Consider the following 11,783-nt stretch of genomic DNA (forward strand, 5'->3'; position numbering starts at 1 on the left):
GATGTTTACAGGAATTATTGAGGAAGTCGGTACGATCGAGCAAATGAGACAGTCAGGCGAAGCGATTGTGATGACGATTGGAGCAAAAAAAGTTTTAGAAGACGTTCATCTTGGGGACAGCATCGCGGTCAACGGAGTTTGCTTGACTGTAACGTCGTTTACGGACCGATCGTTTACTGTTGATGTGATGCCGGAAACGGTAAGAGCCACATCGCTGCGCACGTTAACAAAAGGTTCGAAAGTGAATTTAGAACGGGCGATGGCAGCAAACGGCCGTTTTGGCGGCCACTTCGTTTCCGGACATGTCGACGGCATCGGTGAAATCATTCGCAAATGGCCATCGGCGAATGCGGTGTATTATGAAATTAAAATCCCGCAGGAATTGCGGAAATATATGATTTTAAAAGGGTCTGTCGCTGTCGATGGAACGAGTTTAACGATCTTTGGACTATCCGATGACACGTTTACGATTTCGCTCATTCCGCATACGCGCACGGAAACGATTTTAGGCGATAAACAGCCAGGAGACATTGTCAATATCGAATGTGATGTCATCGGAAAATATGTTGCCCAGTTCATGGAAGGAAAAAAAGAAGAACCGAAGTCGGCGATTACGCTCGAATTTTTAGAACGGCACGGTTTTAAGTAAGCAAAAAAGGAGGAACATGACGATGTTTGACACGATCGAAGAAGCGATTTATGAATTGATGCAAGGGAAAGTCATTATTGTATGTGATGATGAAGATCGTGAAAACGAAGGAGATTTTGTCGCATTGGCGGAAAAAGCGACTCCAGAAGTGATTAATTTTATGATTAAATACGGCCGTGGCCTTGTTTGCGTTCCGATTACGGAAGAATTAGCCGATAAGCTTGATTTAGCCCCAATGGTCAATCATAATACGGATTCTCATGGCACTGCTTTTACGGTTAGCATTGATTATAAATCAACGACAACAGGCATTAGCGCTTATGAACGTTCGATGACGATTCAAGCGCTGTTAGATCCTAATGCGAAAGCGAGCGATTTTAAACGTCCTGGGCACGTTTTTCCACTTGTGGCGAAAAAAGGAGGCGTATTGCGGCGCGCCGGCCATACGGAAGCGGCGGTCGATTTAGCGCGATTATGTGGTGCAAAGCCGGCTGGTGTGATTTGCGAAATCATTAAAGAGGATGGCACGATGGCGCGTGTCCCGGATTTAAGAAAAATCGCTGATGAATTTGATTTGAAAATGATCACGATTAAAGATTTAATCGAGTATCGGAGCCGAAAAGAAAAATTAGTGAAACGCGAAGTAGAAGTGATGCTTCCAACAGAGTTTGGCAAGTTTAAAGCGGTTGGCTATACAAATATTGTTGATGGAAAAGAGCATGTTGCTTTAGTCAAAGGCGAAATCCTTCCAGATGAACCGATTCTTGTTCGGGTGCATTCCGAATGCTTAACAGGTGATGTGTTTGGCTCCTGCCGTTGTGATTGCGGACCGCAGCTTCATGCGGCGCTCCGCCAAATTGAAGAAGAAGGACGCGGCGTTTTATTATATATGCGTCAAGAAGGACGCGGCATCGGGTTAATCAATAAATTGCGCGCGTATAAGCTGCAAGAGCAAGGCTATGATACGGTGGAAGCAAATGAAAAGCTTGGATTCCCTGCCGATTTGCGTGACTATGGGATTGGCGCGCAAATTTTAAAAGATCTTGGCGTGACGAAAATGCGACTATTGACAAATAATCCGCGGAAAATCACTGGATTAAAAGGACACGGTCTTGAAGTCGTCGAGCGTGTTCCACTGCAAATGCCGGCGAACAAGGAAAATGAAAAATACTTGCGGACGAAGTATGAAAAATTAGGACATATGTTGCATTTTTAAAAAACATGTTCGCCATTTTTGTTTTTTTGTATTATGATGAATACGATGGGCGGAAAAGATAGGAGGATTTACGATGAAAGTAATGGAAGGAAATTTAGTCGGTACAGGATTAAAAATTGCCATTGTCATTTCCCGTTTTAATGAATTTATTACGAGCAAGTTATTATCTGGCGCCATGGATGGCCTCAAACGGCACGGGGTCAATGAAAACGATGTGACAGTAGCATGGGTGCCAGGAGCGTTTGAAATTCCGCTTATAGCGAAAAAATTAGCCGAATCGAGGCAATATGATGCCGTCATTGCGCTTGGCGCGGTCATTCGCGGGGCGACAAGCCATTACGATTACGTATGCAATGAAGTAGCAAAAGGGGTTTCCCACGCAGCTTTATCAACGGGAACACCGGTTATATTTGGAGTATTAACGACAGATACGATTGAGCAAGCGATTGAACGCGCCGGAACGAAGGCGGGAAATAAAGGATGGGAAGCTGCGGTAAGCGCCATTGAGATGGCAAATCTTCTTCGCACGTTTGCTTAATTGGAGTAAAAATGCATGAAAGAGTTCACAATATAACTAAGAACGTTTATAATACGTAATGAGAAAATGACGGAAGCACTTTTCTATTTTGGAAAAGTCTTTGTCGGTAATGAGGGAGTTTTTATGCTGATTCGTTATCGAAAAAACTATGAAAAAATTGCCATGGGTCTTCTGTCGTTCATGCCGACAGAAAAAGACTTAAAGAAACTGCAGCAAACGATCAAACAGTACGAAACAAACGATGATTGGCAACTGTTTTTATGGAAAGAGAACGATGATATTATTGGCATTATCGGAGTGCTGTTGCGAGACGAGGACGTTGTCGAAATTCAACATATTAGTGTAAATCCTTCGCACCGTCATCAAGGTATTGGAAAACAAATGGTAAAGGCGTTAAAGGATATGTATCCTAATCATCGACTGCAGGCAAATGAATTTACCGCGTCTTTTTTAGATAAATGTCAGTTTTAACGAAAGAGCTGCCGTTTAGTGGTTTGGCAGCTCTTTACTCTTTTTCTTTTCCTCTCGTGCCGCGATCACATCCGAGCGATCGCGCAATTTATGTTTGTGAATTAAAAATACATCACTCATATCGCTTGCTTTTCCCCAAGAAAGCCCGCGCTCATCGCATATCGCTTGACACATTTTCTGCAATGTTTCATCGCAAATAGGCAGCTCGATGCTTTTATAAGCCTCGTTTTGTGCTATTCGTTCGATATAACGTTCCAGCTGTTTGGCAAGCCGCTGTTCATCTAACCCTAACTCGCGAACCGCTTTTTGTTCTTTTTGTAAAAGTGATAGTGCTTTTCGCATCATACGCAGCGCCCCCTGACCGTTGCTGCGGCGATGATGGTACAGCGCTACGGCAATTTGAATAAGCACGACCCATACTTTTTTGTAACCGTCTTTTTTCCAATGTTCTTCTAATATTTCATGACATTCAAAATAATCACGGTCTGTATGAAAATGAATTAAATAGCGGATATAAGCGTCAGGATACATCGTTTCACAACCTTTCTATTGTTGTATCCGTAATATATCAATTGTATCATATTAGACGTGAAAAATTTGCTTGGACAATGTTAGATGATCGTCTATACTTAACGATAGCGTAATGAAAATGGTGGGATGAACGTGCAATATAATGTGAAAATTGATGCGTTTGAAGGTCCGCTCGACCTTTTGTTGCATTTAATTAATCGTTACGAAATCGATATTTATGATATTCCTGTTGCGCAAATTACCGAGCAATATATGGCATATATTCATGCGATGCAAGAATTGCAGCTGGATATCGCAAGTGAATATTTGGTGATGGCGGCAACGCTTTTGGCGATCAAAAGCAAAATGTTGCTGCCAAAACACGAAGAAGAAATATTGGATGAAGGCGTGGAGCTGCCTGAAAGCGATCCGCGTGAAGAATTAATGCAGCGGTTGTTAGAATACAAAAAATTTAAAGAAGCGGCGCAAGCATTGAAAAAGAAGGAAGAAGAGCGAGCGCTTTTATTTACAAAGCCGCCGAGCGATTTAAGTATGTATGCAGACGAAAAAGAAATGATGAAGCGGCCGCTCGATGTAAATGTTTACGATATGCTTGGCGCGCTGTCAAAACTATTGCGCCGCAAAAAATTGCAAAAACCGCTTCACACGAAAGTTACCCGTCAAGACATTTCGATTGAAAAGAGGATGGAGGAAATTTTAGAGGAGCTGAGACGTACAAAAACGAGAAAAAATTTTTATGATTTATTTCCATATTATGACCGTGGACACATTGTGGTGACATTTTTAGCGATTTTAGAATTAATGAAAAAAAATGCGATTATTATTGAGCAAGAGCGAAATTTTGCCGATATTTTCATCTCTAGCAACGAAAGGATGGAACAACATGGAGATGAATGAATATAAAGCGATTGTCGAAGGACTGCTATTTGCTGCAGGCGATGATGGATTATCGCTTCAGCAAATTGCCGCCGTCTTAGAAATTGAAGAAGAACAAGCACAGGCGATCATTCATATGCTGAAAGAGGAGTATGAACAGCAAAAGCGCGGCATTCAGCTTATTGAATTAGCAGGAGTATTTCAACTGGCGACAAAAAAAGAACATGCCCCATATTTAAAAAAGCTTGTTGAATCGCCAAGTTCGACTTCGTTGTCGCAAGCGGCGTTAGAAACATTGGCGATTATCGCTTACCGCCAACCGATTACAAGAGCGGAAATTGAAGAAATTCGAGGGGTGAAAAGCGATAAACCGATACAAACGCTAATTGCCAAAGCGCTTATAAAGGAAGTCGGGCGTGCGGAAGGAACGGGGCGCCCGATTTTATATGGCACGACGAAGGAGTTTCTTGACTACTTCGGTTTGAAAACGTTGGAGGAACTGCCTCCGCTTCCGGAATTACAGGGAGATGATGAGGTGGAGAAAGAAGCTGATTTGTTTTTCGAAAAATTTGAAGAAAATTTTAACGAATCAACATGAGTATGATAAGATAGGAATAACTTTATATTTTCGTTTTTTGGCATGATAAGGGGGCTTGTTGTATGCGGATTTGCCGCTTGCAAGGATATGAGCTGGAAAAATCGAAGCCGAATACGTTTGAAGATTATTTCAGCCGCTCGGAAGTAACGTTTCGCGAAGATGGGGTTGAAAAAACGCTTCACGTTCTATATTTGCGCTATTTTGAGGAATCTATTTCATCGTTTACGCCGTATGAACAAAATCCGATTTTTACTGTTTTAGGGCGTGACGTCTATTTCCGCGATATCGTTGCTTTCGTATGTTTATTGCAAAATCCGGCTTTCCGGTACCGTAAGCGAGTATATATTAATGAGGAAGAAGAATTTCGCCGCTATTTTGCGCATATGGAATTTACGAAGCTTCCAGACATATTTGCATCATTGCAGACAAATGGCGAATATCATTTAACGTCACCGCTTCTTTTTATTCGCCAGCCATCTTAAAACCGATATGGGGGTCTTGTGAATATGGGGAACTCAATGGTTTTGAATCAAACGAAACAAGTAGAAGCCTTTTTGCAAAAAACCGTTCAGACGATTTCCAATTATTTAAATGAAACAACGTTGACCAAACTATTGGCGGAACAAGAAGGAGGCGACAAAGCCTATTATGAATTATTGCTTTCGAATTTACGCCGCCTCGTTGTATATTGCGAGGAGGGGCTTGAGGCGTGCCGTATCATATTGAATGATGAACCATTTCGTAAAGCGGCGGCGGAAAGAACATTGTATCGTGTCTATCATCTATGTATTGCCGAATATTTTACGCCAAAAAGCGATGCGTGGTATGAAGATAGCCGTTCCGCTTATACGGGACGCAACTCGATTAAGTTTCGTCAAACCCCTCCGCCTTCGTTGAAAGATTTGTTGTTATCGCTTGAAAGCGAGTTTCAGACGATTCGTGAAGAGCTGGAATTTTATGAAACGGACTATCGGACGAAAATGATGCAATCCAATTGAACGCAAGCTGTCCCACATCTGGGGCAGCTTTTTTGATGTTCATCATTCTGTCCTTGGTTTTGTCGGGTCGCAGGCAGGCGATTTTACTTCGTTTGTCGTCTCCGCTAGTTTTTGCAAATAATAACATTCTTCTCGTGCCATATGGTCCGCCATAAGCGGCGTCAGGACGCCAAGCACTTCTTTGTTTAGCTCCATTTCTTCCAATTCGCGCAAAAAACATTGAAAAATAACCATTTCTAATTGAATGTCCCGGTGAAAGCGATGCAAAGCTGGAAAATCATATATGTTTGTCCGCAAATATCCTGCCATTTCGATTGCTTTGAAGTAAAATTCTTCCCACTCTTTTGTAAACGTATGGCTTTGTTGTTTTAAGTCCTTTTCCGCATGATCAAGGCGGTCGTGGATCGCACCGGCGTGACCGGCCGCGTCGAGAAGCCATAACAAATCATGATGAAGCGGGTGGACGATGGGAGGCCGTCTCCCTTGGACGTAATAGCCAGCAAGACGCAGCCATTCTTCTAATTCATTTACCATATGGTTGAGAAAAGTAGGGGGAAGGGAAAAGCTGATTTTTTCTGTCAAAAGCCGTTTTAATAAATGAAGTTTGAATGTCCGCAGCTGTTCACCTGCCTCTTTTCCGCGCTGAATAAGAGAAGTCCAAGATTCTGCCGGCAACCGACGCGCTTCTTCTAACAGTTCATCAAACATGTAAATGAATCGCTTTGTTTGATCAATTTCCATCTTTTCTTTTTCCGCTAAAGACTCAAGAATGAATCGGCAATGGTCGCCAAGGATCTGCATCCAAAAACGCATTTCCCATAATGCTTCGTGTTCCAATGTGTTTTTCACTTGTTCCTCACCTCGATTTATATGTATGAGTACTAAGGAAAATGGGTGAATGCGGACAAGAACGAGTTTTAGGCGGATGGCATACGATATGATGACAAAGAAAGAGGGAGGAATTTCCAAGTGAATGAACAAGAACGAATTCAACAATATGTGGCGGAAGTAAAAGAATGGGGAAAACAAGTCGAGCAAATTTTGCTGCAGCGGGGGGAGGACAGCGGCGATTGCCGCGTTGATTCATTGCTTTCCTACATTGAAAATCATGGAGACGCATGGACGGAAGACGCCATTTATGAACTTCAGCGCATGGTGGACGAAGTATATGAAAAAGCGCTGGCGTTTCAACAAAATGGGCAGTCGGCCAGTGAACAGGAGGAAGGCGGGACAGAAGAAAGACAACAAACGGCCAGCGAACAGGAAGAAGAAAGCGAGGCAGAAGAAAGACAACAAACATATGTGGCAGCAGGAAGACACGTCCTTCCGCCGCTTCCATACAGTTACGATGCGCTTGAGCCGCATATTTCCAGAGAAATTATGCGCCTGCATCATACAAAGCACCATCAAAGCTATGTGGACGGCTTAAATAAAGCAGAAAAAATGATGAAAAAAGCGCGCGAAACGAATAATTATGAACTGTTGAAGCATTGGGAGAGAGAAGCGGCGTTTCACGGTTCTGGACATTATTTGCACACGATTTTTTGGAATAATATGCATCCAAAAGGCGGCGGAGAACCGCGCGGTGAGTTGCTAGAACAAATAAAACGCGATTTTGGAAGCTTTGAAAGGTTTAAGCGCCATTTCACTGAGGCGGCAAAAAGCGTCGAAGGAGTCGGCTGGGCGCTGCTCGTTTGGTCACCGCGGTCGCACCGCTTAGAAATTTTACAGACGGAAAAGCATCAATTCATGACGCAATGGGATACGATTCCGCTTCTTGTGTTAGACGTTTGGGAGCATGCCTATTATTTACAATATAAAAATGACCGTGCAGCATATATTAACAGCTGGTGGAATGTTGTTCATTGGCGCGATGTGGAAGAACGGTTTGAGCAGGCAAGAAAATTGCGCTGGAAACCGTTTTAATGAAAGGCGAAGGGGCATCCTTCGTCTTTCTTGCGTTAGTATCATCAACGAGTGAAAGCTATTCATGTTTTTCGTTCGTTAACAAGGCGGATTTGTATACTTGCAAATGACGTTTGTGCTGATGAACTTGTACATTTTACAATCATATCTATATTTTTTGGCGCATACACTTGTACAAAACAGCAAAAGGGATGGGGATTACATGAAGATACGGAAACAAATTGCACTGTTCATCGCAGCGGTGATGATGCTTTTTTCATGTATTCCGGATCGGGCAAGGGCAATGAACGGAGTCAGTGCGCAAAGCGCCATTTTGATGGAGCAGAATTCCGGACGCATATTATTTGAAAAAGACGCGCATACGAAGCGGCGCATTGCAAGCATTACCAAAATTATGACGGTGATTTTAGCGATTGAATCAGGAAAAATGGATGACACGGTAACGGTAAGCGCCCGCGCTGTTCATACAGAAGGGTCGTCGATTTATTTAAAGGAAGGAGAAAAAATAAAGCTTCGCGATCTTGTCTATGGGACGATGCTGCGTTCCGGAAATGACGCGGCGGTGGCGATTGCCGAACATGTGGGCGGCAGCTTGGAAGGCTTTGTATTTTTAATGAACCAAAAAGCAGCGGAAATCGGCATGCGCAATACCCATTTTGCCAATCCACACGGATTAGACGATTCGGAAAATCACTATTCCACTGCCTATGACATGGCGCTTCTTATGCAGTATGCGATGAAAAATAAGGAGTTTCGCAAGATTTCTGGGACAGAAGTATACCGGGCTCCTGCTTCTCCCGGAGAAGATTGGGATCGGGTATGGAGGAATAAAAATAAGCTGCTCACTAGTTTGTATGAGTATTGCACCGGAGGAAAAACAGGCTATACAAAACGGGCAAAGCGAACGCTTGTGACTACCGCTTCCAAAGGCGGAATGGATTTAATTGCGGTAACATTGGATGCACCGGATGATTGGAATGACCATATTGCCATGTATGAATATGGCTTTGGCCATTATATGATTGCAAAAGTAAGCCGAAAACGAATGGTGAAAAAAATTCGTGATTCCTTTTACCGAAAAAACATACAAGCAAGCCGTGATTTGCGATATCCTGTGACGGAAGAAGAAATCAAAGAACTGCACGTGAAAATTTATCTTCTTCGTCCAAAAAAAGATTGGAAGAAAGACGAAAGGGGAATCCCGACCGTCGTTGGGAAAGCGGTGCTGTATTTAGGGGGTCAAGCGGTGGATGAAGTTCCGCTTTTGTATAAAAAGAGCGTAAGCAAGGAAACGGACCATTCCATTTGGAACGCATTTCATTTTTTAGGTGTGGGAAGCGATGGTTAATCTTATTTGGGTAGCGATGGCCATTATTGGAATTGTTTTTGCGATGATAAACGGTACGATGAATGAAGTGAATGAAGCAATTTTTAAAAGCGCGAAAGAAGCGGTCACAATCAGCATCGGCATGATCAGCATACTAGTGTTTTGGCTTGGATTAATGAAAATTGCCGAGGAAGCCGGTCTTCTTGAGAGGCTTGCTGCTTTTTTCAAACCGCTTGTCCGCCGTTTGTTTCCGGAAGTGCCAGCAAACCATCCAGCGCTTGGCTATATCGTCTCCAACATGATTGCCAATATGTTCGGGCTTGGCAACGCCGCCACTCCAATGGGGATTAAGGCGATGGAAGAATTGAAAAAGCTCAATGGCCATAAAGACGAAGCAAGTCGTTCGATGGTAACGTTTTTAGCAATTAACACATCAAGCATCACCCTTATTCCAGCGACGGTCATTTCGATTCGCATGACATATGATTCGGCATCGCCTGGAGAAATTATTGGGACTACGCTCGTCGCTTCAACCATTTCGACGGTTGGCGCGGTTTTCATCGACCGTTATTATTATTGGAAACGCACGCGGAAAGGCGGGAAGCGGTAATGGCGTTCATCCAACTCCTTTCTACTTGGCTTATTCCAGTAACCATTGCGTTTATTCTTTTATACGGAACCGTAAAAAAAGTGCCAACTTATGAAGCGTTTGTCGAAGGCGGAAAAGAAGGGATACAGATTGCGTTTTCGCTTATTCCGTATTTAGTCGGCATGCTTGTTTCGATTGCCATTTTCCGCGCGTCTGGCGCGCTTGATTATATGATGAACGGGATTAAACCGCTTGCTGATGCGATCGGTCTTCCGGCTGAAGTGGTGCCGCTGGCGATGATTCGCACCATTTCCGGTACCGCTGCGCTTGGGATGACAACCGATTTAATTGCTACATATGGTCCCGATTCGTTTATTGGCAGGCTTGCATCCACCATACAAGGAAGCACGGAAACAACGTTGTATGTTTTAACCGTTTATTTTGGCGCCGTCGGCATTAAAAAGATGGGAGATGCGCTCAAAGTAGGGATTTTAGCAGATATTCTCAGCTTTATCGTTTCCTTTTTTATTGTGCTGTTTGTCTTTGGAAGATAGCTCGCCTATGATTAGGCGGCTTTTTTTGTCGTTTTCTATCGATATAACTTTTGTATTTGTCGAAAAAGGGCGAGTATGATAAAAATAGTGAGAGAGCATGCTTGTATCTTTTGGATCGAAAGAGTAAGATGATGAAAGAGGTGAAACAGTGATGGAACGATTGCAAAAAGTTATTGCTCATGCAGGCATCGCATCAAGACGAAAAGCAGAACAACTCATATTGCAAGGAAAAGTAAAGGTAAACGGGAAAGTCGTTACCGAACTTGGCGTGAAAGTAGGTCCTCAGGATAAAGTGGAAGTAGATGGGATACCGGTAGAAAGAGAGGAGCCAGTATATTATCTTTTTTATAAACCGCGCGGGGTCATTTCAAGCGTAAAAGACGATAAAGGTCGGAAAGTCGTAACCGATTTTTTTAAAGATGTTGATAAACGCATTTACCCGATTGGCCGTCTCGATTATGATACGTCCGGAATTCTTTTGCTTACGAACGATGGGGATTTTGCCAATTTATTAATGCATCCTCGTTACGAAATCGAGAAAGTATATATCGCAAAAGTGAAAGGGATTCCGACACGGGAGCAATTAAAACTGCTTGAAAAAGGAATTATGCTCGAAGATGGCATGACGGCGCCGGCAAAAGTAAAACTGCTTTCTCACAATAAACAAAAACAAACAGCCATTATTGAAATTCGCATCCATGAGGGACGGAATCGCCAAGTGCGCCGAATGTTTGAAGCAATTGGATGCAAAGTGATGAAACTAAAGCGAGAGCGATACGCTTTTCTCGATTTAAAAGGGTTAAACCCTGGTGAATATCGTAAACTTACACCGCATGAAGTAAAGCAGCTGCGCGCGCTTGCGTTGTCAGGCGGTGGAAAATAACCGTTTACATTGTCACATAAATTTCATATAATATGAATTTTCACTATAAATAACACTGTTATAATGGAAAATGGAATATTATGATTTCGAGGGGTTAGGAACATGAAAAAACAACAACGCCTTATCATGCGAACGATTGTTTTGTTGTTATTATTGGCTGGGGTAGGATATACGATTTATTCCAACTTTTTTACAGAAAAAGAAAGGGTAAAAGTTGGTTCGACGGCGCCGGATTTTGTCTTGACCGATTTAAGCGGAAAAGAACACCGTCTTTCTGATTATCGCGGCAAAGGGGTGTTCTTAAACTTTTGGGGAACGTGGTGTAAGCCGTGCGAAAAGGAAATGCCGTACATCAACAGCCAGTATGGCGTATATAAAAAGCAAGGGGTCGAAGTATTAGCGGTCAACGTTGGCGAGCCGAAGTTGAGCGTGCAAAAATTCGCCGATCGATTTGGTTTGACGTTTCCAATTATGATTGACCGTGAAGATCAAGTCATGAACGCATATGATGTCGATCGATTGCCAGCAACCTTTTTAATCGACAAAAACGGCAAAGTCAAAAAAATCATCACAGGAACAATGACGGAAGAAATGGTAAAGCAGTACATGGAAAGCATTAAACCGTAA

General features: G+C 42.9%; 16 protein-coding genes. 14 read left to right on the forward strand and 2 right to left on the reverse strand.

The window, feature by feature from the left end:
* Position 1: 1 nt before the first annotated feature.
* The 4 genes from ribE (at position 2) to QSJ37_RS15150 (ending at position 2,874) form a co-directional block, all read left to right on the forward strand.
* Positions 2-649, forward strand: coding sequence for a riboflavin synthase (gene ribE, locus QSJ37_RS15135; RefSeq protein WP_285755943.1), 648 nt, complete (start codon positions 2-4; stop codon positions 647-649).
* Positions 650-665: 16 nt separating this feature from the next.
* Positions 666-1,865 carry a bifunctional 3,4-dihydroxy-2-butanone-4-phosphate synthase/GTP cyclohydrolase II gene (locus QSJ37_RS15140; RefSeq protein ID WP_285755944.1) on the forward strand — a complete coding sequence of 400 codons (1,200 nt, stop codon included), beginning with the start codon at positions 666-668 and terminating at the stop codon, positions 1,863-1,865.
* 73 nt (positions 1,866-1,938) lie between these two features.
* Entirely contained in the window at positions 1,939-2,403 is a 465-nt protein-coding gene (gene ribH, locus QSJ37_RS15145) for a 6,7-dimethyl-8-ribityllumazine synthase (RefSeq protein WP_015864364.1), read from the forward strand.
* A 123-nt stretch (positions 2,404-2,526) separates the two neighbouring features.
* Complete coding sequence (locus QSJ37_RS15150) at positions 2,527-2,874, forward strand: GNAT family N-acetyltransferase (RefSeq protein WP_285755945.1); 348 nt, start codon at positions 2,527-2,529, stop codon at positions 2,872-2,874.
* 15 nt (positions 2,875-2,889) lie between these two features.
* Here QSJ37_RS15150 and QSJ37_RS15155 read toward each other — a convergent pair whose 3' ends face one another.
* Positions 2,890-3,405 (reverse strand): DUF309 domain-containing protein, encoded by a 516-nt coding sequence (locus QSJ37_RS15155; RefSeq protein WP_285755947.1) that lies wholly within the window; start codon positions 3,403-3,405, stop codon positions 2,890-2,892.
* Positions 3,406-3,531: 126 nt separating this feature from the next.
* Between QSJ37_RS15155 and QSJ37_RS15160 the strand changes: the two genes are divergently transcribed.
* From QSJ37_RS15160 to QSJ37_RS15175, 4 genes are all read left to right on the forward strand, one after another.
* Positions 3,532-4,302, forward strand: coding sequence for a segregation/condensation protein A (locus QSJ37_RS15160; RefSeq protein ID WP_041269704.1), 771 nt, complete (start codon positions 3,532-3,534; stop codon positions 4,300-4,302).
* Positions 4,289-4,879 (forward strand): SMC-Scp complex subunit ScpB, encoded by a 591-nt coding sequence (gene scpB / locus QSJ37_RS15165; RefSeq protein WP_285755949.1) that lies wholly within the window; start codon positions 4,289-4,291, stop codon positions 4,877-4,879. The genes QSJ37_RS15160 and scpB overlap by 14 nt, the downstream gene beginning before the upstream one ends.
* 62 nt (positions 4,880-4,941) lie before the next feature.
* Positions 4,942-5,361, forward strand: coding sequence for a hypothetical protein (locus QSJ37_RS15170; protein WP_285755950.1), 420 nt, complete (start codon positions 4,942-4,944; stop codon positions 5,359-5,361).
* Between the two features lie 24 nt (positions 5,362-5,385).
* Positions 5,386-5,877: a YpuI family protein gene (locus tag QSJ37_RS15175; protein WP_285755952.1), complete on the forward strand. Its 492-nt coding sequence runs from the start codon at positions 5,386-5,388 to the stop codon at positions 5,875-5,877.
* Positions 5,878-5,919: 42 nt separating this feature from the next.
* Here the strand turns inward: QSJ37_RS15175 and QSJ37_RS15180 are convergent, their stop codons facing one another.
* On the reverse strand, positions 5,920-6,726 hold the full coding sequence (locus QSJ37_RS15180; RefSeq protein ID WP_285755953.1) for a DUF2935 domain-containing protein: 807 nt from the start codon (positions 6,724-6,726) through the stop codon (positions 5,920-5,922).
* Positions 6,727-6,846: 120 nt separating this feature from the next.
* Here QSJ37_RS15180 and QSJ37_RS15185 point away from each other — a divergent pair, with 120 nt between their 5' ends.
* The 6 genes from QSJ37_RS15185 to resA all read left to right on the forward strand — a co-directional run bounded on the left by QSJ37_RS15185 (position 6,847) and on the right by resA (position 11,783).
* Positions 6,847-7,803: a superoxide dismutase gene (locus QSJ37_RS15185; protein WP_285755954.1), complete on the forward strand. Its 957-nt coding sequence runs from the start codon at positions 6,847-6,849 to the stop codon at positions 7,801-7,803.
* 202 nt (positions 7,804-8,005) lie between these two features.
* Positions 8,006-9,151, forward strand: a complete 1,146-nt coding sequence (locus QSJ37_RS15190) for a D-alanyl-D-alanine carboxypeptidase family protein (RefSeq protein ID WP_285755955.1) — start codon at positions 8,006-8,008, stop codon at positions 9,149-9,151.
* On the forward strand, positions 9,144-9,740 hold the full coding sequence (locus QSJ37_RS15195) for a nucleoside recognition domain-containing protein (RefSeq protein WP_081188222.1): 597 nt from the start codon (positions 9,144-9,146) through the stop codon (positions 9,738-9,740). Before QSJ37_RS15190 ends, QSJ37_RS15195 begins: the two co-directional genes overlap by 8 nt.
* Positions 9,740-10,273, forward strand: a complete 534-nt coding sequence (locus QSJ37_RS15200) for a spore maturation protein (RefSeq protein ID WP_015864354.1) — start codon at positions 9,740-9,742, stop codon at positions 10,271-10,273. Before QSJ37_RS15195 ends, QSJ37_RS15200 begins: the two co-directional genes overlap by 1 nt.
* Before the next feature lie 151 nt (positions 10,274-10,424).
* Positions 10,425-11,156 (forward strand): 23S rRNA pseudouridine(2605) synthase RluB, encoded by a 732-nt coding sequence (rluB, locus tag QSJ37_RS15205; RefSeq protein ID WP_285755957.1) that lies wholly within the window; start codon positions 10,425-10,427, stop codon positions 11,154-11,156.
* 102 nt (positions 11,157-11,258) lie between these two features.
* Positions 11,259-11,783: a thiol-disulfide oxidoreductase ResA gene (gene resA, locus QSJ37_RS15210; protein WP_285755958.1), complete on the forward strand. Its 525-nt coding sequence runs from the start codon at positions 11,259-11,261 to the stop codon at positions 11,781-11,783.

The organism is Parageobacillus sp. G301, assembly GCF_030268025.1.
Classification (GTDB): Bacteria; Bacillota; Bacilli; order Bacillales; family Anoxybacillaceae; genus Parageobacillus_B; species Parageobacillus_B toebii.

Coding starts and splice junctions, on each gene's coding strand:
- ribE (WP_285755943.1), top strand. CDS start 2: ATGTTTACAGGAATTATTGAGGAAGTCGGTACGATCGAGCAAATGAGA.
- QSJ37_RS15140 (WP_285755944.1), top strand. CDS start 666: ATGACGATGTTTGACACGATCGAAGAAGCGATTTATGAATTGATGCAA.
- ribH (WP_015864364.1), top strand. CDS start 1,939: ATGAAAGTAATGGAAGGAAATTTAGTCGGTACAGGATTAAAAATTGCC.
- QSJ37_RS15150 (WP_285755945.1), top strand. CDS start 2,527: ATGCTGATTCGTTATCGAAAAAACTATGAAAAAATTGCCATGGGTCTT.
- QSJ37_RS15155 (WP_285755947.1), bottom strand. CDS start 3,405: ATGTATCCTGACGCTTATATCCGCTATTTAATTCATTTTCATACAGAC.
- QSJ37_RS15160 (WP_041269704.1), top strand. CDS start 3,532: ATGAACGTGCAATATAATGTGAAAATTGATGCGTTTGAAGGTCCGCTC.
- scpB (WP_285755949.1), top strand. CDS start 4,289: ATGGAGATGAATGAATATAAAGCGATTGTCGAAGGACTGCTATTTGCT.
- QSJ37_RS15170 (WP_285755950.1), top strand. CDS start 4,942: ATGCGGATTTGCCGCTTGCAAGGATATGAGCTGGAAAAATCGAAGCCG.
- QSJ37_RS15175 (WP_285755952.1), top strand. CDS start 5,386: ATGGGGAACTCAATGGTTTTGAATCAAACGAAACAAGTAGAAGCCTTT.
- QSJ37_RS15190 (WP_285755955.1), top strand. CDS start 8,006: ATGAAGATACGGAAACAAATTGCACTGTTCATCGCAGCGGTGATGATG.
- QSJ37_RS15195 (WP_081188222.1), top strand. CDS start 9,144: ATGGTTAATCTTATTTGGGTAGCGATGGCCATTATTGGAATTGTTTTT.
- QSJ37_RS15200 (WP_015864354.1), top strand. CDS start 9,740: ATGGCGTTCATCCAACTCCTTTCTACTTGGCTTATTCCAGTAACCATT.
- rluB (WP_285755957.1), top strand. CDS start 10,425: ATGGAACGATTGCAAAAAGTTATTGCTCATGCAGGCATCGCATCAAGA.
- resA (WP_285755958.1), top strand. CDS start 11,259: ATGAAAAAACAACAACGCCTTATCATGCGAACGATTGTTTTGTTGTTA.